The sequence below is a fragment of the Rhabdothermincola sediminis genome, assembly GCF_014805525.1.
Classification (GTDB): domain Bacteria; phylum Actinomycetota; class Acidimicrobiia; order Acidimicrobiales; family Acidimicrobilacustridaceae; genus Rhabdothermincola; species Rhabdothermincola sediminis.
Genome location: NZ_JACFSZ010000014.1, coordinates 49,662 through 69,624, shown reverse-complemented (window position 1 = coordinate 69,624; position 19,963 = coordinate 49,662). Strand labels below are relative to the sequence as shown.

The following is a 19,963-nucleotide window of genomic DNA, read 5'->3' as shown; positions in this document are numbered from 1 at the left end:
CCAGGGAGGCCGGGGACGGAGTGATCTCTCAGGACCCGCTCCGTCGCCGGTCCCCCATGGCCTACTCGAATCATCGGATCCTCGCGAAGTCAGTTGCTCACCTGACGCTGCTCGGCGGCGTTGTTGAGGGCGCTCTGGCCGAAGCCGTGGAGATCGTCGGCGATGCGGTGGAGGTTGGCTCGCTTTTCCGGCCACCACTGATCCTTGAAACGGGTGGCGTCCGGCCCCACCCAGGTGGTGGAGCCGATCCGTCCATTGAGCTCCGAGGTGAGCTGACGAACCTGGTCCGCGATCTGCTGGAGACGGTGTCCCAGACCCTCAACTTCCTCCGGGTTCATGCCGTGAGTGATGCTGGTCATTGACGGTTCCTTTCATGTCGTGTGTGCCCTTCGTGTCTCGAAGGACCTTCTGGATATCTGGACTGGCTGCATCGAGTAGGGTCGATGTTGACTATCCGATGCTTCTCCACTCCAGGGAAGGGGGAGGACTCCCCGGGGTGGTGTCATCGAGGGGAAGCGCGACCTGTACCTTCGTCACCCGCCCGGCGCGGACGTAGAGGCCACGACCAGGTGGGAAGTCGGCGCTGTTCATGCGTGGGAAAGGCGTCTTGAACACCGTGTCCCCATCGAACTGGTCGGGCGTGAGTGCCAGCCCGTGACGCATGGCTTTGATCGGCTGGAGCAAGGGCCACGCGCCGGTGAGTGAACTCGTCTCGCCGGCAGTGATGAGAGCCGCTCGGGACCGGCGGCAGGTCTTGAAGAGCTCATGGAGAGCAGGGTCCGCCCCGGTGCTGATCAGCTCGCCGACGTCATCGACGACGATCACCAGGTCCCGGTCGTCGTTGACCTCGGCCGTCAGTTTCGGCGCGAGTTCCGCGATGTTGTCCTCGCCCGTCACGACGAGCTTCCACAGCGAACGGTCCCCGATCGGAGAAGGGTCGGGCGTCACCAGCACCATGCGGGCCTCGGGCCGGATGCGAGTGATCGCCTGCGCCAGTGTGAGCAGCGTCGTCGTCTTGCCCGACTGGGGCGGGCCAGCCACGAGGAACACCTCGCGATCGGGGAACACCGCTGCTTGGAGCGTCTCGTCGCTCATCCCGAACACGGGCGAGCCCTCTACGGCAACCGGGAGCGATGCGAGTTCGACACGTTCGGGCAGTCGACCGATGGGGACGGCCGACGGGCGAACGACATCTTTCGCCATCCGCTCTGCGAGCTCCTCGATCGCTCGGGCTTGCGTTGCCACGTTAGGGCTGCCCCCGAGCACCGCCACCTGCACCTCGACTCCATCGATGACTCCACGCCCCGGCGGTCCTCCGGTGGCGAAGAAGTCGGCAGGTGCACCGAGAAACGTGTATTCGGTATCACCCGCGAGTCGCAGCACGAGCCGCTTCTGGATGACGGAGGCGAGTGAGGACGGGATGGCGGCTGATCGATCGGCGGTGACCACCAGATGTACTCCTACCGGCCGGCCGTCGCCAGCGATCGACAGCAGCATCTCGTGATAGCGGACGAGTGAGCCCGCTTCGAAGGCTTGCCGGAACGCCCCGATCCCATCGAGCAAGACGAGCAATCGAGGTTCGTCAGGAGCGTCGGCACGCTCTCGAAATTCGGTGATCGTGGCGGCGCGAACCCTGGAATATCGCCTCGCCCTCTCGTCGATCTGTTCGCGAAGCCATCGCAGGAGACGCGTGACGCGCTCAGTGTCATCGCCGGCGATCACCGAACCGACATGAGGGAGTGGTTCGATCATCTGCAAGCCACGTGACCCGAAGTCCAAGCCGTACACATGGCAGGGTCCACCGCGCAATCCCAAACCAGCGACAATGGCCAGGGTCTGCAGCACGGTGCTCTTGCCGGCCCCCGATGTTCCGAAGATCGCCATGTTGCCGTCGCGATCCGGGTGGAACGAAACGGTCCCCTGACGCTGCTCATCAGGCAGGTCGGCTACGGCGAAGACAAGATCGTCGTCGCGTCGCGACAAGTGCAGGCGTGAGAGATCGTAGACGTCAGCCAACTCGGGGAGCCATGGGCGGCGTGGAGGCGGAAGCGCTGCGGCCTCGGCCGCCGCCTGCGCGTTCTCCACCAGCCTCGCGAGGTCGTTGGGTCCTCGTTCCTGGCCATCGGTCACCGGCTTGCTACGGGCTGGCTTCTCCCAGGCCTTTCGATCGACGAGGGCGAGCTCGGCGATGTCGATCGTTGCTGGTGGCGGTTCGGAACCGGTCCAACCGCCCACGTAGGCAGTCTGGAACGTTCGCAGACGGCCCGGTCCGATCTTGGCGATCGCACGACCGGGAAGGTCGGGATCGAACGCCGCTGCGATCGGTTCCCCGACGACGTCGATGGAGTCATCTCGGTCCGCGACCCGCAGCGCCAGTCGGAGATTTGTGTTGGCGCGGAGATTGTCCTTGATCACGCCAGCTGGGCGTTGTGTGGCCAGGATCAGGTGCAGACCGAGTGAGCGGCCCCGTTGGGCGACGTCGACCACACCATCGACGAATCCCGGGACGTCGGTGACGAGGGCTGCGAACTCGTCGACGATGATGACGAGCGACGGGGGCGTTTCGGCATCGGCTTGCCGCTCGAGCTCGACCAGGTCCTTGACGCCTTTCCGGTTGAGGAGGTGCTCCCGGTACCGCAGTTCTGCGTGGAGCGAATGAAGGACCCTGTCCACGAGATGTGGCGAGAGGTCCGTGACGAGACCGACGGTGTGGGGAAGGTCCTTGCACTCGCGGAACGCGGCACCGCCCTTGTAGTCGACGAGGAGGAAGTTGACCCGGAGAGGGCTGTGGTTCACCGCCATGCCGATGATCCAGCTCTGCAAGAGCTCGCTCTTCCCGGAGCCTGTGGTGCCTCCGACCAACGCATGGGGACCGTGTCGACGCAGGTCCAGCACGAGAGGTTCCGACGCCATCAATCCGACGAGGGCTCCGAGCCCCGTGTCACGTGCAGAGGTGGTTGGGCCTGCTGCGGTGTCGGGGAGCGAACCGGACTGGCGCCACCGTTCCAGCATCGCTTCCGGAGACTGAGCGAGCTCCACCCCCAGGTGTGAGAGGAACGACACACTCGATGGCAGATCACTCGCATTGTCGACGCGTGCTCCACTGTCGACGACGGGGGCAAGGGCCAGCGCCAGCTCGATGGCGCTGCCGACGTCGAGCTGCTCACGAGCATCGAGGCGCGTCACGCCACCGCTCGATACGGCACCGACCTGGGCGCCCTGTCCGTCGCCGGCGATCTCGACGAACATCGTGCATGCTGCAGGGAGACGGTGTCGTGACGACGCGATCCAGATCACGTGGACCCCGCTTTTTGGACCACGTTCAGCCAGATCGACCACGCGACTCCGCTCGACGGCGTGGTCGTCCTCCACCAAGACGACCACGACGGGGAGAGGTGTCGGAGCGTCCGTTGACGCTTCCTTGGCCCGCATTGCCACTAGCTCTTCGAGCTCGGCGACTAGGACAGTGCAGCTTCCGGGAGTCGCGCTCAGATGCTCGGAATCGAGCGGGCTGTGCTCCGAGGTCGTGTGGGGCAGCCAAGCCAGCCACTCCCACGCACTGGCGGTCTCGGAAGAGAGCAAGGCCGCTACAACCACTTCCGCTGGACTGTGGAGCGTGACGAGCTGCGTGAGCAGTGCGCGGGCTGTTGCGAGGGCATCAGGTCGTGGTCCGGCGATGCCTATGCAGCCTGACGCCGTCAGCGAGGTGACGACCGGGACCGGCCCGACGGTGGCATGCCGGGCAATCAGCTCCTTCAACTCGTTCACCACCTCAGGGCGCGCCCGTCGTGGTGGCGGGAGATCGACGGTCACCCGGCTCGGCTGCATCCCCACGCCGAGGCGGATGTCGAGCCAGTGTGGGCGATCGGGGCGGCGACACCACAAGAGCTGTTGCCGTTGATGGGCGGCGGCTACGACCTCGCTCGTGTCGGGATGTTCGTGGTGGCGTCCTTCCACTTCGGTTGCTTGAAGCTCACCGAGCTGCACTTCGAGAGCCTCGAGTGCCCGGTGGAACTCTTGCAGCGCAGCTTGGTAAGCCTTGCGGCCAGCCCACCGACTCTCGATGACGCTCCCCATCATCAACAGGGGGCTGAACGCGACGAACAGGATCGACGCCGCCTGGCGAGTGATCAGGAAGAGCGTCGCGGCCATGAGTACCGGCACGACCATCGCGATGACGGGAAAGCGCTGCCGCTCCGGTGGATCGGGCGGCTCTGGTGCGGGGAGAGCCCGATCGGGAAAGATCGGATCGAGGTACGGCGATCGGTTAAACGAGACGACCGGGCCGGCCTGATGGGCCGCGGCGTTGCCATGGTGTTCTACGCGCAACACCGAATCGCCGATCACGATGCGGTCTTCTGATCGGATGACGCAGCGTTGCACTAGGTCACCGCCGACCGCGACCCCGTTGGCCGAGCCGAGATCGATGATCTCGACGGTGTCGGTCACGTTCACGCGGGCGTGGCGTTTCGAGACCATGGGGTCCGAGACCACGACGTCACAGCTTGGATCCCGACCGACGGTGTTGGCGCCGGTACGTAGTGGGAGAGAGAGCCCCGCATCAGGTCCGTCAAGGACGATGATCCTCGCCGGCGCCGCTTCTGGGTGCGGTGTCGCGAAGGTTTCGCTCTCGGTGACGAGTGAGATCCGGTTGCCGGATTGCAACCCGGCGTCCGCCAGCGTCAGATCGGGTGGGAGAACACGTGGTGGTCCAGGTCCGTCGACACGGATCGTGAGGTGGTCTCGATCGATCTGGTCGTTCGCGATCACGCCTCGCGAGTTGCGGTAGGGGTCACGGTCGTAGAGTTCACGCGCCAAGTCACCGATGCGGACGGTGAGGTCGGTGGTCACCCGCAGGTGGGTCACGGGGCCTGAACCAGGACGGTTGAGCGAGAGCTTGAGCTGCATCTGATCCCATGCCGGGGCAGGCCGCGCGACAACGCCCGCCTCGTGTGGACATGGTGTCCCGTCACCAACGTCCTGGTCAGCGTCAGGGGAGACATGTATTCGATGACATGTCTCGTCCACGAAGGCTGCGCCACGTCACTGACCTGACCCAAACGGTTCGTCGGTACCGTGGATGATGTGTCTCCCGGCTGCTTCTCGCCTCCGGTGCGCGACTGGTTCACGTCGTCGTTCCCGGCCCCGACGCCGGCCCAGGAGCGGGGCTGGCCCGCCATCGTCGCCGGCGAGCACACCTTGATCCTGGCGCCGACCGGCTCGGGCAAGACGCTCGCCGCGTTCTTGGCGGCGATCGACCGGCTGGCTCGTGAACCGCCACCCGACGACCCCACTCGGCGTACCCGCGTGGTCTACGTGTCACCGCTGCGCGCCCTCGCGGTCGACGTGGAGAAGAACCTGCACGCCCCGCTGCGGGGGATCGCCCTCGCCGCCGAGCGGCTCGGTGTGCCGCTGCACACCCCGACGGTCGGGTTGCGCACCGGCGACACGCCTGCGCAGGAGCGGCGGCGACTACGACGCCACCCGCCCGACATCCTCATCACCACCCCCGAGTCGCTCTATCTGCTGCTCACCTCGTCCGCTCGCGAGACCCTGCGAGGGGTGGAGACCGTCATCGTCGACGAGATCCACGCGCTGGCCCCCACCAAGCGCGGCGCGCACCTCGCCCTGTCCCTGGAGCGACTCGCCGAGCTGGTAGAGCGGCCGTTCCAGCGCATCGGGCTCTCCGCCACTCAGCGCCCGCTGGACGAGATCGCCCGGTTCCTCGGGGGCTTCGACGAGCCGCACCAGCCTCGCCCGGTCACGGTCGTCGACGTCGGGGTCCGCAAACCCATGGAGCTGGAGGTGGTGGTCCCGGTCGAAGACATGGGTGCGCTCGGGGAGTTGGTCGAGGACCCCGACGCGGGCCCGCTGGCGCCACGGGCCCGCCGTTCGATCTGGCCATCCATCCACCCCCGGCTGCTCGAGCTGGTGCTGGCTCACCGGTCCACGATCATCTTCGTGAACGCCCGCCGTCTGGCCGAGCGCCTCGCCACCCGGCTCAACGAGCTGGCACTCGAGGGCCGCAACCGCGCCGGTGAGGGCGACGGCACCGCCCCGGTTCCGGAGCAGGAGCTGGTCAAGGCGCACCACGGGTCGTTGTCGCGCCAGCGGCGCCTGCAGATCGAGGACGAGCTGAAGCAGGGGCGGCTGAGGGCGTTGGTGGCCACCAGCTCCCTCGAGCTGGGCATCGACATGGGCACCGTCGATCTCGTCGTGCAGGTCGAGTCGCCCGGTGCGGTGTCGACCGGATTGCAGCGGGTGGGGCGCGCCGGCCACCAGGTCGGGGAGCCCAGCCGGGGCAAGGTGTTCCCGAAGCACCGGGCCGACCTGCTCGAGACCGCGGTGGTCGTCGAGCGTATGCAGCAGGGGCTCATCGAGTCGACCCGCTACCCCCGCCAGCCACTCGACGTGCTCGCGCAGCAGATCGTCGCCATGTGCGCGCTCGACGAGTGGCCACTCGAGCGGCTCGCCGCCGTGGTGCGCCGAGCCGCGAACTTCGTGGAGCTCTCCGACGAGGTGCTCGAGCGGGTGCTCGACCTGCTGTCGGGTCGCTACCCCTCCGACGAGTTCAACGAGCTGCGGCCGCGGCTGGTGTGGGAGCGCGCCGCCGGTGTGCTGCGGGGCCGGGCGGGCGCGCAGCGGCTGGCCGTGACCAGCGGTGGCACCATCCCCGACCGCGGGCTGTTCGGGGTGTTCCTCCCCGACGGCACTCGGGTCGGCGAGCTCGATGAGGAGATGGTGTACGAGAGCCGCCCGGGGGAGACGTTCCTGCTGGGTGCCAGCACCTGGCGTATCGAGGACATCACTCCCGAGCGGGTCGTCGTGACTCCCGCCCCGGGCCAACCGGGGAAGATGCCGTTCTGGCACGGTGACGGGCCGGGGCGGCCGGTGGAGGTGGGTCGGGCGCTCGGGGCGTTCGTGCGAGCGGTGCGCGCCGACCCGGCCGGCCAGCGCCAGCGCCTCATCGACGAGCTCGGCCTCGACCGCTGGGCCGCGGACAACCTGATCGCCTACCTCGAGGAGCAGGCCGAGGCGTGTGGCGGAGTGGTGCCTGACGACCGCACGGTGGTCGTGGAGCGCTTCCGGGACGAGATCGGTGACTGGCGGGTCTGCATCCTGACGCCCTTCGGCGCCCCGGTGCACGCCCCGTGGGCCATGGCCCTCCAGGCCCGGCTCGCCGAGCGGCACGGCATCGACGTGGAGCTGCTGTGGAGCGACGACGGGATCGTCCTCCGGCTGCCCGAAGCCGTCGAGGCCCTCCCCTACGACGAGCTGTTGATCGACCCCGAGGAGATCGACGAGCTCGTCATCTCCCAGCTCCCGTCCACCGCGATGTTCGCCGCTCGCTTCCGGGAGTGCGCGGCCCGGGCCCTGCTGCTGCCCCGCCGCCGGCCGGACCGGCGCACGCCCTTGTGGCAGCAACGCCAGCGGGCGGCCGATCTGCTGGCGGTCGCCGCTCGGCACCCCGAGTTCCCGATCCTGCTCGAAGCCACCCGCGAGTGCGTGAACGACGTGTTCGACCTGCCGGCGCTGCGTGAGGTCCTCGCCGGTCTGCGCGCCCGGCGGATCCGGGTGGTGCCCGTCGACACCCCTCGCGCTTCGCCGTTCGCGCAGTCACTGCTGTTCGGGTGGATCGCGGTGTTCATGTACGAAGGCGATGCCCCGCTGGCGGAGCGCCGGGCGGCCGCCCTGGCGCTCGACCGGGACCTGCTGCGGGACCTGCTCGGTGCCGATGAGCTGCGCGATCTGATCGACCCGGTGGTGCTCGCCGAGCTGGAGCTGGAGTTGCAACGTCTCGCCGAGGGTCACCGGGCCCGAGATGTCGACGAGCTCCACGACGTGCTGCGCACGGTCGGTCCGCTGTCACGTGGGGAGCTCGAGGCCCGGGCCGAGGGGGTCGCTCCGGTCGGGCGGTGGGTCGACGAGCTGCTCGCCCAGCGCCGGGTGATCGAGGTGGTCGTCGCCGGCGAGCCGCGGGTCGCGGCGGCCGAGGATGCGGCCCGCCTGTGCGACGCCCTGGGGGCCGCCCTGCCGCTCGGGTTGCCGGCCGCGTTCACCGATCCGGTCGAGGACCCGGTGGCTGATCTGGTCGCTCGCTTCGCTCGCAGCCACGGCCCGTTCCTCACCGCGCAGGTCGCCCGGCGCTACGGCCTGCCCGCCGAGGGGGCCCGCGCCGCGCTGGAGCGCCTAGAGGGCGACGGCCGGGTGGTGCGCGGCGAGTTCCGCCCTGGCGGCGTGGAGCGCGAGTGGTGCGATGCCGACGTCTTGCGCACCCTGCGGCGACGCTCGCTCGCCGCACTGCGCAAGGAGGTCGAGCCGGTCGAAGCGGGCACCCTGGCCCGCTTCCTGCCCCGATGGCACGGGCTGGGCGTGCCCCGGCGGGGCATCGATGCGCTGGTGGAGGTCATCGGCACACTCCAGGGCGCGGCACTGCCCGCTTCGGTCCTCGAGACCGACATCCTCCCGGCCCGCCTCCCCGGCTACCGGCCGGCGGACCTCGACGCGTTGTGTACCGCCGGCGAGGTGGTCTGGATGGGGGCGGGGGCCATCGGGAGCACGGATGGGCGGGTGCGGTTGCTGTTCCGCGACCAGGCCGCGCTGCTCACCGACCGACCCGGGACGTGGGAACGGCCGGCCGCCGCCGACGCGATCGTCGCTCATCTGAGCGACGCGGGCGCGTCGTTCTGGCCCGATCTCGTGGCTGCGGTGCACCGAGCGGGTGAGCCCTACGACGACGACACCGTCCTCGACGCGCTGTGGTCGCTCGTGTGGGCGGGCGAGATCACCAACGACTCGCTGTCGCCCTTGCGGAGCAGGCTCGGAGGTACGCCCCGCCGGGGTGCCGCCCGGTCGAGGTCCGGTCTGCGGTCCGGGACCGGCGCCGCCCGGTCGCTCGGTCGCCGTCCCGACCTGCGACGACCGTCGATCGGATCGCTCAGCCGTCTCGGCCCGCCGGCCGCCGCCGGCCGCTGGTCCCTCGTCTCGCCGGTGCTCTCGCCCCCGCCCACGCCCACCGAAGCCGCGTACGCACAGGCCCTGCAGCTGCTGGAGCGCCACGGGGTGCTCACCAGGGAGGCGGTGCTGGCCGAAGGGGTGGAGGGTGGTTTCGCCGCCATCTACCCCGTGCTCCAGGCGCTCGAGGAACGGGGCCAGGTCCGCCGGGGCTACTTCGTCCGTGGTCTGGGCGGGGCCCAGTTCGCGCTCCCCGGCGCGGTCGACCGGTTGCGCGCCTGCCGCGAGCCCGGCCCTGACGACCTGGTGCCGCTGGTGCTGAGCGCGACGGACCCCGCGCAGCCCTATGGTGCGGCGCTGCCGTGGCCCGATGCCGCTGGCCGGCCTGCCCGGACCCCGGGCGCGCACGTGGTGCTGGTGGCCGGGGATCCGGTCGCGTTCCTCGAGCGCGGCGGACGTACCCTCCTCACGTTCCCTGCTGCGGCGGAGCACCCGCACTGGGTCGAGGGGTTGGCCGCGCTGGTGAAGGACGGCCGGGTCCGCCGGCTGGAGATCATCCGTGTCGATGGCGAGCCGGCGTCGGCGTCGGGGCTGGCGGCCCGGCTGCGTGAGGTCGGGTTCGCGCCCAGCCACCGGGGGTTGGTCCTGCGCGGCTGACGCGCCGGTTCTGCTGCCCGACGCGAACCGGGTGGATACGCTCGCCGGGGACACCAGCCCCCCGATGGAGGATCCGCCGATGCCGAGCCCTGAGGAGATCCGCGCCGTGGTCACCCGTTACCTGGAGGCGATGAGCGCGGGCGACAAGGAGGGCTACGTGGCCCTCTTCGCTCCTGACGCCACCATCGAGGACCCGGTGGGTACCGACGTACACCGGGGCCACGACGAGATCCGAGCCTTCTGGGACATGGTGCACACCCTGTCGTCGTCGATCACGCTCATGCCGACCGGCCCGGCGCGGGTGGCTGGCCGGGAAGTGGCGTTCCCGATGCAGGCGATCAGCGATGTCGGGGGCTCGAAGGTCGTCGTCGACATCATCGACGTGTTCGCCCTCGACGACGAGGGTCGGATCACCTCGATGCGCGCCTTCTGGGATCCTGCGGAGATGCGCCCCTACGAGGGTTGATCAGCCCGACCCGCTCCATTCCCTCGATGCCGGTCGCGCCGGTAGCGGCGCAGCTTGGCGATGGCGGATGCAGCCTGCAGGTTCACGTGCCGCACCGGTACGCGGCGCCGAGCGGCGATCTCTTCCGGCGCGCTGCCACCCGCGAGGCCTGCCAGCACCTCCTGTTCGTCCTCGGTGAGCGACGGTGCGGGCACGGGGTCGGCGGCCTCGGTGCTGAGCGCCTCGAGCTCCGCGAGCACCTGCTGCGCCCACCGCCGGCTCGGGAGCGCTTCCCCCCAGCCGACCCGCCGCAGGGCGTCGACCACCCGGTCGGCCAAGTCGGCTTCCAGCACGAATCCGATCGCGCCGGCGTGGAAGCCCCCGTCGGTGTCGTCGTCCGTGGGGGCGGTGAGCAGGAGCCGCACGGCGGGGAGCGACTCGGAGACCTGCGCACACACTTCCATGCCGTCGGGGTCCGGGAGCCGGACGTCGACGAGCGCCACGTCGGGGACCGTGGCGGTGATCCGTTCGAGCGCGTCACGCCCTGTTCCGGCTTCACCCACGAGCTGGAGATCGGGGCTGGCGGCGACGGCGTCGGCGAGCGCGGCGCGCTGGTGCGCGTCGGGCAACGCCAGCACGACCGTGGTCGTCATGAGCGCCGAGTCGGCGCCTCCATCGGCGATGTCGGACTCCGAGTCGTCGCCCATCGTTCGCTCGTTCATGCCCGACCGAGGACCCGGTCGACCTCGATCTCGATGGCCACCCGATCATCGCGCGGTCTGGGAGGTTGGTAGCGCTCGGCGTAGCGGCGGACCGCCTCGCTCACCCGGGCCGGATCATCGGTCACGGTGGCCGTCCCTTCCAACGTGATCCACCGGCCGCCGTCGACCTGGCACACCGCGGCGCGTGACCGGGGGTTCGCTCGCAAGTTGGCCGCCTTGCGACTCGACGCGAAGGTGATCACCCGTACGATCCCCGCGGCCCCGTCCCAGGTGAACCCGATGGCCACCACGTGCGGGCTCCCGTCCGGTCGCAGGGTCGTCAAGGTGCCGAGCCGGCGCTCCTCGAGGAACAGCCGCACACCGTCGGAGAGGTCGGAAGGGTCGAGGGACACGCCTCACTCACCGAAGCGCTTCATGCGATCGAGCACCCGCTCCGCGGTCGGGGCATCCATGCTGTCGACGATGCGCCCGTCGGCCAGGAACACGACGTGGTCTGCGTGCGCTGCCGCGGTCGGGTCGTGGGTCACCATCACGATGGTCTGTGCGAGCTCGTCGACGGCCCGTCGCAGGAATGCGAGCAGCTCGGCCCCGGACCGCGAGTCGAGGTTGCCCGTCGGCTCGTCCGCGAAGACGATCTGTAGCTTGCTGGCGAGGGCCCGGGCGACCGCGACCCGCTGCTGCTGGCCTCCCGAGAGCTCGCTCGGGCGGTGGTGCAAGCGATCGCCGAGACCGAGCGTGGCGATCACGGTGTCGACGTGGGACCGGTCGGGCTTGCGGCCGGCCAGGTCCATCGGCAGGGTGATGTTCTCGCCGGCGGTGAGGGTCGGCACCAGGTTGAACGCCTGGAAGATGAAACCGATCGTGTCGCGCCGGAGGATGGTGAGCTGCTTCTCGTTGAGCTGTGACAGGTCGACTTCACCGATGAGCGCGCGCCCTGCGCTCAACTGGTCGAGGCCGGCGATGCAGTGCATCAGCGTCGACTTGCCGGATCCGGACGGCCCCATGATGGCGGTGAAGCGGCCTCGTGCGAACTCGATCGTCACCCGGTCGAGCGCGCACACCGCGGTCTCACCCTTCCCGTAGACCTTCGTGGCGTCGATGGTCCGGGCGGCGATGCTCGCGAGGACCGGCGGGGGCGCAGTCGTGTTGCTCGCGGTCACGGCTGACCAGCCTAGGAGGTCACGCCGGTACGTGAGCTCGGCCTTCATCCTCCCCCGTGCCGGCGGGGCCTGCGGAGGAGATCTCGGGAAAACGACCGAGAGGGCCCTCGAGGGCCCTCTCGGGAGACCTCCGGTGGGGGGAGACCGGGAGGCCTAGACGGGCCGACCGGCGGGGGGAACGCCGGGGCCCGGGATGGGGGATGGGGGTTCAGGCTGCTGCCTTCTCCGAGGCGGTCTCGTCGGTGCCTGCCGGGCTGGCCGGCTTCACGACCTTCTCGGTGACCGGCTCGATCGCCTCGAGGATGGCGAGCACGAAGTCGTGCGAGACCTTGAGCATCCGGCTGGCGAACTCGAACTGGTTGTCGACCAGCTCCCGGGCGGTGGGGAGCTTCTCGGTGATGGCGTCGGTGGGGAGCTCGGGGATGCGCTCGTCGACCGTGTCGACGGCCTTGCGGACGGTCTCGACCACCGGCTCCTGGAACGAGGTCACGCTCTCGACGACCTTGTCCTGGAGCTCGGTGAGGCGTTCGATGACGGTGGACATGGGGGTGCCTCCGGTTCAGGCCCGCGTGGCGGGCGGCGGTCTGGTCAGCGGAGCGAGCGGAGGTCGCCGCTTGCTGGGCCGACCGATGTGCTAAGTAGATCAAGCACTGCTCGATTCGTCAACCCTATGCTCGCGATTGCAAGCGTGATAGTTGTCACAGGCGAGCCAGCCGGCCCGACGAGGGCTCGGGCAGTGGTGGCCACCGGCTCCGACGGGTCAACCCCTGCGGTTGTTCGCCTCCAGGTAGCTGCGGTACACGGCGAGCAGGGACTGGCGCTGCTCGTCGGTGAGGTTGGGGTCGGCTAGGATCGCCCGCTCCGTCTCCGCGGCCGAGGCCTCGCCGCTGTCGCCGAGCACCCCCGCCCGGGCCAGCAAGGCGTCGAGGGGGAGGTTGAGGGCACCGGCGATCGCCTTCAGCACCCGCATCGACGGCTCGTGCAACCCGCGCTCGAGCTGGCTGAGGTAGGGGTTGGAGATGTTGGCCCTGGCGGCGAGGTCGCGCAGGGACAGCTGGGCCTGCTGGCGCTGAGAGCGGATGAACTGTCCCAGCGCCTCGAGTTGCTCGCGGATGGCGTCGTCGGCGCGGGTCACGGGATCTCCTGGCTCACGTCGGCGATGGCGCGCCGGATGTCGGGCTCGACGAACACCCGCCGGGCGGTCGGCACCGCGCGGCGGATGTCCTCCTCGACGGCATCGATCGCCTTCGCCAGCTCGCGCATGGTGAGCGTGCCGTCGAACTCCACCTTGGCGGCGACGAGCAACTCGTCGGGGCCGAGGTGTTGGGTGCGCAGGTTGATCAGGTGGCGCACGCTGGGGTGCGCTCGGATAGTCGAGCGGATGGCGTGATCGTCCTCGTCGCTCGCGGCCTCACCGATGAGGAGGCTCTTCATCTCGATGGCGAGCACCACCGCGATGACCAGGAGCAGCGCGCCGATCGAGATGGTGCCCAGCCCATCCCACAGCGAGTCGCCGGTGATCGCGGCCAGCACGATCGCCGTGAGCGCCAGCACCAGGCCCACCAGCGCGCCGAGATCCTCCAGGAGCACCACCGGCAGCTCGGGAGATTTCGAGCGCCGCACGAACTGCACCCAGCTAGCGTCGCGCTTGGCCGGCCGTGACTCGACGACCGCGGTGCGGAACGACAAGGCCTCCAGCGCGATGGCCACCAGGAGGATCCCGACCGCCCACATCGGGGACTCGAGCTCGTGGGGATGGCGGAGCTTCTCGATCCCCTCGTAGAGGGAGAACACCCCGCCGAGCACGAACAGCACCTGGGCCACGATGAACGACCAGAAGTACCGCTCGCGGCCGTAGCCGAACTGGTGCTCATCGTCCGCCGGCCGCCGGGCGCGCGCCCCACCGAGCAGGAGCAGCGCCTGGTTGCCGCTGTCGGCCACCGAGTGGATGCTCTCCGCCAGCATCGACGACGCCCGGGTCACGAGGAACCCGATGAACTTGGCGGTCGCGATGCCCAGGTTGGCGAGGAGGGCCGCGAGGATCGCCTTGCGACTGCCGGAGGAGGCCATGGGCGGGTTTTAGCCGGTGGTCAACCGCTGGCGGGGGAGATGCCGGTCGCCTCGGGTGGTCGATGGCCGTCGAGGACCACCGAGGCCAGCCAGGTGCCGATGGCGAACGAAGCGGTGGCGCCGGGGCTGGGCGCGTTCAGGACATGGACAGCGCGAGGGGTCACCTCGATGGCGAAGTCGTCGACGAGGCAGCCTCGGTCGTCGACCGCCTGCGCTCGTACCCCCGAGGGCGCGGGGGTGAGGTCCTGGGCCCCGATGTCGGGGACCAGCCGCCGGAGATCGCGCACCAGCAGCCGCCGGCTGACCGAGCGGGCGATCTCGTGGAGGCCGGTGCGCCAGTACCGGAGCGCGAGGCGCCACACCGCGGGGTCGGAGGCGAGGTGGGACACGTGGCGGATCGACCGATCGCGCCACCGGTAGCCCTCGCGGGCGAGTGCCAGCACCGCGTTCGGGCCGCCGTGCACCCGTCCGTCGATCCCACGGGTGAGGTGGACCCCCAGGAACGGGAAGCGCAGGTCCGGGACGGGATAGATGAGATGGCGGACGAGGTGGGCCCGTTCCGGGAGCAGCTCGACGTACTCGCCCCGGAACGGCACGATCCGCACGGCTGGTTCGAGACCGGCCCGGCGGGCCAGCACGTCGCTGTACAGCCCGGCACAGTTGGCGACCTGCCGGCCGTGCAGCTCGCCGTCGCTGGTGTGCACGACCACCTGGGACTCCCGCTCGTCGAGCGACTCGACCGCGCAGCCCAGCCGGAGCTCCACCCCACTCGCCACGAGGTCCCGCGCCAGGGCCCGGGTGACCGTGCCGAAGTCGACCACACCCGCCGCGGGGACGAAGATCGCCTCGAGGGCTTCGGCGTGCGGCTCGTGCTCGGACAGGCCCCGCCGGTCGAGCCGGACGATCCGCAGGCCGTTGCGCTCACCGCGCTCGTGCAGGGCGTGGAGCGGTTCGAGGTCGTTACGCCGGGTGGCGACGATGACCTTCCCGCAGTGCTCGACCGGGATGCCGACCTGCTCGCAGTACGCGGTCAACTCGGCCCGACCGGACGCGCACAGCCGGGCCTTGCGGGAGCCGGGCCGGTAGTAGATGCCGGAGTGCAGCACGCCCGAGTTGCGCCCGCTCTGGTGCCGGCCCGGCTCGGTCTCCTTGTCGAGGACCGTGATCGCGAGGTCCGGTCGGGCCCGTCGCAGCGCTCTCGCCGTCGCCAGGCCGACGATGCCGGCTCCGATCACCACCACATCGGCGTCGGCGGGCATCGACCGTCAGTGCCGGTACCGAGCTCGTGATGCCTCGATCTCCGCCCATGCGGCGTCCCGCCCCTCCCAGTCCGCGATGAGCGAGTACTTCTCCGGTTCGAGGTCTTTGTAGATCGTGAAGAAGTGGCGGATCTCGGCCAGGAGATCCTGGGAGAGATCGGTGATGTCGGCGGCGTCGCGGAAGCGGGGGTCCCGGGGGTCCACGCAGATGATCTTGGCGTCGCGACCCTTCTCGTCCTCCATCCAGAGCACGCCGATCGGCCGGGCGGTCACCAGGCAGCCGGGGAAGGTGGGGTCCTCCAGCAGCACGAGGGCGTCGAGGGGGTCCTCGTCCTCGGCCAGGGTGTCGGGGATGAACCCGTAGTCGGTCGGGTAGACGGTGGCGGAGAAGAGCCGCCGGTCGAGGCGGATGCGCCCGGTCTCGTGATCCATCTCGTACTTGTTCCGGCTCCCTTTCGGGATCTCCACGATGACGTCGATGAGTTTGGGTTCGTCCATCGCAGCATTGTGGCCTCGACGGCCTCGCCAGGTGCACCCGGCGGGTCCCGCCCCGAGGAGCGTTCGGCGTCCCGGTCGTCCATGCTTGAGTCGTGGTGACCGCTCTCGCTCTGGTCGTCGCCGGATGGATCGGCGGGTGGGTGCTCTTCTGGCGGTTGCCCCGCTTGACCGCACCGGAGACCGGGTCGGGATCGGGCCGCCGATCTGGACACCTCGATTGCAGCGTCATCGTGCCGGCGCGCAACGAGGAACGATCGCTTCCCACCCTCCTGCGGTCACTCGAGGCGCAGCTCCCCCCTCCTCGGGAGATCATCGTGGTCGACGACCGGTCCGAGGACTCGACCCGCTCCGTCGCCGCCTGCTTCCCCAGGGTGACCGTCCTGGCCGGCGAGCCGGCGCCACCGGGATGGACGGGTAAGTCGTGGGCCTGCTGGCAGGGGGCGCGGGTGGCGTGCGGGCGCGTCCTGGTCTTCGTCGATGCGGACGTGTCGTTCGGGCCCGGCGCGCTGGCGCGGGTGGTCGCGAGTTGCGAGGCGAGGGGTGGGCTGTTCTCGATCGTTCCGTACCACCGGGTCTTGCGCGCCTACGAGCAGCTCTCCGCGCCGTTCTCGGTCGTCGCGGTGATGGGGACGGGGGCCGCGGGTCTGGCCCGGGGGCAGGTGCACGGGGCATTCGGGCCGTGCCTGGCGTGCAGCCGCGCCGACTACGTGGCGCTCGACGGGCATCGGGGCGTGCGCTCGGAGATCGTCGAGGACGTCGCGCTCGCGGCGCGCTTCGAGACCGCTGGGCTTCCGGTCGACGTGGTGGGCGGCGGTCGCCTGCTGTCGTACCGCATGTATCCCTCGGGTCCAGGTCAGCTGGTCGAGGGCTGGTCGAAGAACATGGCCGCTGGCGCTCGTTCGGTGCCGTGGGGCCGGCGCCTGCTGATCGCCGCCTGGGTCGGCGCGTCGCTGGTACCGCTCCAACTGCTGGTGCAGGCGGCCCAGACGGGATCAGCGGCCACCACCGTCGCCGCGGTCGCCGCGTGGGCAGGGCTCGCGATCCAGCAGCGGGTCATGCTGGCGCAGCTCGGGTCGTTCCGATGGTGGGTGCCGGCACTGCACCCGCTGGTCACGCTGTTCTTCGTCGCGGTGTTCGTCCGGTCCGCCTGGCTGACGCTCGTGCGCCGCCGGGTGCGATGGCGGGGGCGTGACGTGCCGATCAGCGCCCGCGGTGAGCGGCAGGTGGGATACTGATGCATCTCGGTCGGCTGCCCGTCGGTTGGTTGGTGGTGATCGACTCGCTGATCTGGGCGGCAGTCAGCGTGATCGTGGGGCTGTTCGCGCACCGGGCGTCACTGACCCGCCTCGACCGGGACGGCGCGCTCACGAGGCTGCGCGGCTTCGAGCGCGACGGGCGCTGGTACGAGCGTCGGCTGCGCATCAAGCGCTGGAAGGACCACCTCCCCGAGGCCGGTGATGTGTTCGCGGGCGGCTTCTCCAAGCGTGCACTCCACGGGACGTCGCCGGCCCAGCTCCGGCGCTTCGTCGCCGAGACGCGCCGGGCTGAGCTCACGCATTGGGTGCTGATGGCACTCGGTCCGGTCTTCTTCTTGTGGAATCCCTGGTGGCTGGGGGCGGCGATGGTGGTCTACGCGGTCTCGGCCAACGTCCCGTGCCTCCTCGTCCAGCGCTACAACCGGGCTCGCCTCGAGCGGGTGCTGCGCCGCGCGGGCGAGATGCCAGAATGCCGGCCGTGAGGAGCGAGAAGCTGGCCACGGTCGATGCCTTCGTGGTCTTCGACCTCGACCACGCGGAGACCTCGTCGGGCTTCGTGCGGCAGGCACCCAAGATCCTGGTCGACGGCGCGGCGCTGCTGGCTCGCTCGCAGACCTACCAGTTCGCCTCGTTCGAGATGCAGGTCGGGGGCGCCTCTGCGGGCATCAACGCGCCCGCCTCCGAGCGCCAGGCGGCGGTGGAGTGCTTCGTGGAGGAGATCCGGTCCGCGGTTGCCACCGGCCGGTTCCTCCCCGACCCGGGGAAGGGGATCACCGCCGCCGATCTGGGCCCGTTGTGGGCCGTCGACCCCCGCGGTGCCCGGTACTTCGAGCAGCGTGAGCCGCTCGTGGCTCTCGGTCTCGCCGAGGCCGGCACGACCGCTCTCGGGGGGCTCGACGGGCGCACCGCTGCCGTCGAGTGCTTCGACCCCGTCGGTCCGCTACTGGTGCGCGAGCTCTCCGAGCGTGGGGCCAGGGTGGTCGCGGTCGGCACCTCCTCGGGCGTGGCGTGCTCACCGGAGGGCCTCGATCCCGTGCTGGTCGCGGGCGGCTGGGACGAGCACGGCCCCGACCTGGTGGCTCATCTCGGCCCACCGGTCACCCCGGCTCCCGAGCTGGTGGCCTGCGAGGCCGATGTGCTCTACGTGGGGTCCCGAGCCGGGGTCCTCGATCACGTGGCCGCGCAGCAGGTGCAGGCCGGAGCCGTCGTGCCGGCCGGGCCGGTGCCGGTCACGGCGAAGGCCCTGGCCGTGCTGCGGCGGCGGGGGGTGACGGTGCTCCCGGACTTCCTCACCACCGCCGGGGCCATCTTCGCCGCCCACCCGCCACCCGGCCACGATCTGGCCGAGATCCGGGCGGACGCGGCGCGCCGGGTCGCGGGGGCGATCAGTGAGGTCCTCGGCCACGAGGACGGTCCCCTCCTCGCCGCGTGCTACCGGGCGGAGGCGTTCCTCCGCTCCTGGTGCCCAGTCCTGCCCTTCGGCCGACCGCTGGCCTGACCCGCCAGAGGCGGGAACCTCCCGGTCCCGGCGCGTACGCTCCCCGCCATGCCTGGCTCCGAGAAGATCGCGGTCGTCTGGTTCCGCCGCGATCTACGGCTGGATGACAACCCGGCGTGGGCGGCGGCCACCTCCGAGCGGCGCGCGGTCGTGCCGCTGTTCGTGCTCGATCCCCGGCTGCTGGACGCGGCCGGCCCGTTCCGGCGCCGCCAGCTGCTCGCCAGCGTGCAGGCCCTCGACTACGACCTCTTCGAGCAGGTCGGCGGGCGGCTCCTGGTGCGCATCGGCGACCCGGTGGTGCTCGTCCCGCAGACCGTCGCCCGCTACCAGGCCGGAGCGCTCTACTGGAACGCCGACGTCAGCCCCTTCGCCGCCCGCCGCGACCAGGCCGTGGCGAAGGCGCTCGACGCCCCCGTGCACACCTTCCACGGCACGCTCGTCCATCCACCCGGCTCGATCCTGACCACCAAGGGGTCCCTGTCGAGGGTGTTCAGCGCTTTCTTCAAGGTCTGGCGCCGCACCCCCCTCGATCCGTGGCCGGCTCCGGGCGACGCGGTGGTGCTCGACCATCCGGGCCAGCCGCTGCCCGCGCTCGACGGGCCGTCACCGTTCCCCGAGGGCGAGCTCGAGGCTCGTGCTCGCCTCGAAGCGTTCCTCGCGATCGTCGACCACTACGACGCGGACCGGGATCGGCTCGACCGGCAGGCGACCTCTCGGCTGTCCGTCGATCTCAAGTACGGCACGCTGTCCCCGCGAACCGTGCTCGACGCGGTGGGTGACGCCACTGCCGGCCGTGAGAGCCTCGTGCGCCAGCTCGCCTGGCGGGACTGGTTCGCGCACCTGCTGGCGGAGATCCCCTCCCTGCCGACCCGGGAGATGAAGCCCCGCTACGCGGGGCTGGCGTGGCGTGACGATCCGGTGGAGATCGCCGCGTGGAAGGGCGGGTTCACTGGCATCCCGATCATCGACGCCGGCATGCGGGAGCTGCGCCAGACGGGATGGATGCACAACCGGCTCCGGATGCTCTGCGCGTCCTTCCTGGTCAAGAACCTCCTCGTCGACTGGCGGATCGGTGAGCGCCACTTCCGTCACCTGCTCGTCGACGGTGACGTCGCCCAGAACGTGGGGAACTGGCAGTGGGTGGCGGGCACCGGGCCGGACGCAGCAGCGTTTCATCGCATCTTCAACCCCGTCACCCAGGGCAGGCGCCACGATCCCGACGGTAGCTACGTCCGCCGCTGGGTGCCGGAGTTGGCTCCCCTCGACAGCTCACAGATCCATGCCCCGTGGGAGGTGGATCCCGCGGAGCTGGCCCGGCGGGGGGTGACCCTCGGCGACGACTACCCGCACCCCATCGTCGACCTGGCCGAGAGCCGGGCGCGGGCGCTCGAGGCGTATGCCGCGCTGGGCGCCACCCGGAGCTGATCCGTGCTGCCGTGCTGT

Annotated in this window: 17 protein-coding genes and 1 pseudogene; 7 read left to right on the top strand and 11 right to left on the bottom strand. The window is 70.3% G+C overall.

Annotated features, from left to right (window positions below; translation table 11 throughout):
- Positions 1 to 89: 89 nt before the first annotated feature.
- Together HZF19_RS12230 and HZF19_RS16460 are read right to left on the bottom strand one after the other, a co-directional pair.
- Positions 90 to 359 (bottom strand): WXG100 family type VII secretion target, encoded by a 270-nt coding sequence (locus HZF19_RS12230; RefSeq protein WP_208029068.1) that lies wholly within the window; start codon positions 357 to 359, stop codon positions 90 to 92.
- A 91-nt stretch (positions 360 to 450) separates the two neighbouring features.
- Entirely contained in the window at positions 451 to 3,249 is a 2,799-nt protein-coding gene (locus HZF19_RS16460) for an FtsK/SpoIIIE domain-containing protein (protein WP_235979949.1), read from the bottom strand.
- Positions 3,250 to 3,900: 651 nt separating this feature from the next.
- On the opposite strand from HZF19_RS16460, the gene HZF19_RS16455 reads away from it, so the two are divergent.
- On the top strand, positions 3,901 to 4,362 hold the full coding sequence (locus HZF19_RS16455) for a hypothetical protein (protein WP_235979948.1): 462 nt from the start codon (positions 3,901 to 3,903) through the stop codon (positions 4,360 to 4,362).
- Positions 4,363 to 4,371: 9 nt separating this feature from the next.
- On the opposite strand, the pseudogene HZF19_RS17465 reads toward HZF19_RS16455, so the two are convergent.
- Positions 4,372 to 4,908, bottom strand: a pseudogene (locus HZF19_RS17465) (FHA domain-containing protein); the annotation flags it as partial.
- 177 nt (positions 4,909 to 5,085) lie between these two features.
- Here HZF19_RS17465 and HZF19_RS12220 point away from each other — a divergent pair.
- Both HZF19_RS12220 and HZF19_RS12215 read left to right on the top strand, forming a co-directional pair.
- The gene (locus HZF19_RS12220; RefSeq protein ID WP_208029066.1) at positions 5,086 to 9,612 is read left to right on the top strand and encodes an Lhr family helicase; all 4,527 of its coding nucleotides are present in this window, start codon (positions 5,086 to 5,088) and stop codon (positions 9,610 to 9,612) included.
- Positions 9,613 to 9,691: 79 nt separating this feature from the next.
- A complete protein-coding gene (locus tag HZF19_RS12215; protein ID WP_208029065.1) occupies positions 9,692 to 10,078 on the top strand; it encodes an SgcJ/EcaC family oxidoreductase in 387 nt (128 codons plus the stop codon).
- Here HZF19_RS12215 and HZF19_RS12210 read toward each other — a convergent pair.
- The 8 genes from HZF19_RS12210 to HZF19_RS12175 all read right to left on the bottom strand — a co-directional run bounded on the left by HZF19_RS12210 (position 10,066) and on the right by HZF19_RS12175 (position 15,766).
- Positions 10,066 to 10,764, bottom strand: coding sequence for a response regulator transcription factor (locus HZF19_RS12210; protein WP_208029064.1), 699 nt, complete (start codon positions 10,762 to 10,764; stop codon positions 10,066 to 10,068). The genes HZF19_RS12215 and HZF19_RS12210 overlap by 13 nt on opposite strands.
- An 11-nt stretch (positions 10,765 to 10,775) precedes the next feature.
- A complete protein-coding gene (locus tag HZF19_RS12205) occupies positions 10,776 to 11,171 on the bottom strand; it encodes a pyridoxamine 5'-phosphate oxidase family protein (RefSeq protein ID WP_208029063.1) in 396 nt (131 codons plus the stop codon).
- 3 nt (positions 11,172 to 11,174) lie between these two features.
- Positions 11,175 to 11,939 (bottom strand): ABC transporter ATP-binding protein, encoded by a 765-nt coding sequence (locus HZF19_RS12200; protein WP_307781216.1) that lies wholly within the window; start codon positions 11,937 to 11,939, stop codon positions 11,175 to 11,177.
- A gap of 208 nt (positions 11,940 to 12,147) precedes the next feature.
- Positions 12,148 to 12,483 (bottom strand): hypothetical protein, encoded by a 336-nt coding sequence (locus HZF19_RS12195; RefSeq protein ID WP_208029061.1) that lies wholly within the window; start codon positions 12,481 to 12,483, stop codon positions 12,148 to 12,150.
- A 216-nt stretch (positions 12,484 to 12,699) separates the two neighbouring features.
- Entirely contained in the window at positions 12,700 to 13,074 is a 375-nt protein-coding gene (locus HZF19_RS12190) for a helix-turn-helix domain-containing protein (RefSeq protein WP_208029060.1), read from the bottom strand.
- Positions 13,071 to 14,009 (bottom strand): cation diffusion facilitator family transporter, encoded by a 939-nt coding sequence (locus tag HZF19_RS12185; RefSeq protein ID WP_208029059.1) that lies wholly within the window; start codon positions 14,007 to 14,009, stop codon positions 13,071 to 13,073. The genes HZF19_RS12190 and HZF19_RS12185 overlap by 4 nt, the downstream gene beginning before the upstream one ends.
- A gap of 20 nt (positions 14,010 to 14,029) precedes the next feature.
- Positions 14,030 to 15,268 (bottom strand): L-2-hydroxyglutarate dehydrogenase, encoded by a 1,239-nt coding sequence (gene lhgD, locus HZF19_RS12180; RefSeq protein WP_208029058.1) that lies wholly within the window; start codon positions 15,266 to 15,268, stop codon positions 14,030 to 14,032.
- Between the two features lie 6 nt (positions 15,269 to 15,274).
- On the bottom strand, positions 15,275 to 15,766 hold the full coding sequence (locus HZF19_RS12175) for an inorganic diphosphatase (protein WP_208029057.1): 492 nt from the start codon (positions 15,764 to 15,766) through the stop codon (positions 15,275 to 15,277).
- 95 nt (positions 15,767 to 15,861) lie between these two features.
- On the opposite strand from HZF19_RS12175, the gene HZF19_RS12170 reads away from it, so the two are divergent.
- The 4 genes from HZF19_RS12170 to HZF19_RS12155 are packed head-to-tail and all read left to right on the top strand — an operon-like array spanning position 15,862 to position 19,945.
- Positions 15,862 to 17,001: a glycosyltransferase family 2 protein gene (locus tag HZF19_RS12170; RefSeq protein WP_208029056.1), complete on the top strand. Its 1,140-nt coding sequence runs from the start codon at positions 15,862 to 15,864 to the stop codon at positions 16,999 to 17,001.
- On the top strand, positions 17,001 to 17,504 hold the full coding sequence (locus HZF19_RS12165) for a glycosyl-4,4'-diaponeurosporenoate acyltransferase CrtO family protein (RefSeq protein WP_208029055.1): 504 nt from the start codon (positions 17,001 to 17,003) through the stop codon (positions 17,502 to 17,504). Before HZF19_RS12170 ends, HZF19_RS12165 begins: the two co-directional genes overlap by 1 nt.
- Complete coding sequence (locus HZF19_RS12160) at positions 17,501 to 18,520, top strand: Rossmann-fold NAD(P)-binding domain-containing protein (protein ID WP_208029054.1); 1,020 nt, start codon at positions 17,501 to 17,503, stop codon at positions 18,518 to 18,520. Before HZF19_RS12165 ends, HZF19_RS12160 begins: the two co-directional genes overlap by 4 nt.
- Before the next feature lie 48 nt (positions 18,521 to 18,568).
- On the top strand, positions 18,569 to 19,945 hold the full coding sequence (locus HZF19_RS12155; protein ID WP_208029053.1) for a cryptochrome/photolyase family protein: 1,377 nt from the start codon (positions 18,569 to 18,571) through the stop codon (positions 19,943 to 19,945).
- Positions 19,946 to 19,963: the final 18 nt, after the last annotated feature.

Bases quoted from the DNA above. Each gene is read 5' to 3' on its own strand.
- HZF19_RS16460 (WP_235979949.1), bottom strand. From the start codon at position 3,249: ATGTTCGTCGAGATCGCCGGCGACGGACAGGGCGCCCAGGTCGGTGCC.
- HZF19_RS12185 (WP_208029059.1), bottom strand. From the start codon at position 14,009: ATGGCCTCCTCCGGCAGTCGCAAGGCGATCCTCGCGGCCCTCCTCGCC.
- HZF19_RS16455 (WP_235979948.1), top strand. From the start codon at position 3,901: ATGGGCGGCGGCTACGACCTCGCTCGTGTCGGGATGTTCGTGGTGGCG.
- HZF19_RS12175 (WP_208029057.1), bottom strand. From the start codon at position 15,766: ATGGACGAACCCAAACTCATCGACGTCATCGTGGAGATCCCGAAAGGG.
- HZF19_RS12165 (WP_208029055.1), top strand. From the start codon at position 17,001: ATGCATCTCGGTCGGCTGCCCGTCGGTTGGTTGGTGGTGATCGACTCG.
- lhgD (WP_208029058.1), bottom strand. From the start codon at position 15,268: ATGCCCGCCGACGCCGATGTGGTGGTGATCGGAGCCGGCATCGTCGGC.
- HZF19_RS12230 (WP_208029068.1), bottom strand. From the start codon at position 359: ATGACCAGCATCACTCACGGCATGAACCCGGAGGAAGTTGAGGGTCTG.
- HZF19_RS12210 (WP_208029064.1), bottom strand. From the start codon at position 10,764: ATGGGCGACGACTCGGAGTCCGACATCGCCGATGGAGGCGCCGACTCG.
- HZF19_RS12215 (WP_208029065.1), top strand. From the start codon at position 9,692: ATGCCGAGCCCTGAGGAGATCCGCGCCGTGGTCACCCGTTACCTGGAG.
- HZF19_RS12155 (WP_208029053.1), top strand. From the start codon at position 18,569: ATGCCTGGCTCCGAGAAGATCGCGGTCGTCTGGTTCCGCCGCGATCTA.
- HZF19_RS12195 (WP_208029061.1), bottom strand. From the start codon at position 12,483: ATGTCCACCGTCATCGAACGCCTCACCGAGCTCCAGGACAAGGTCGTC.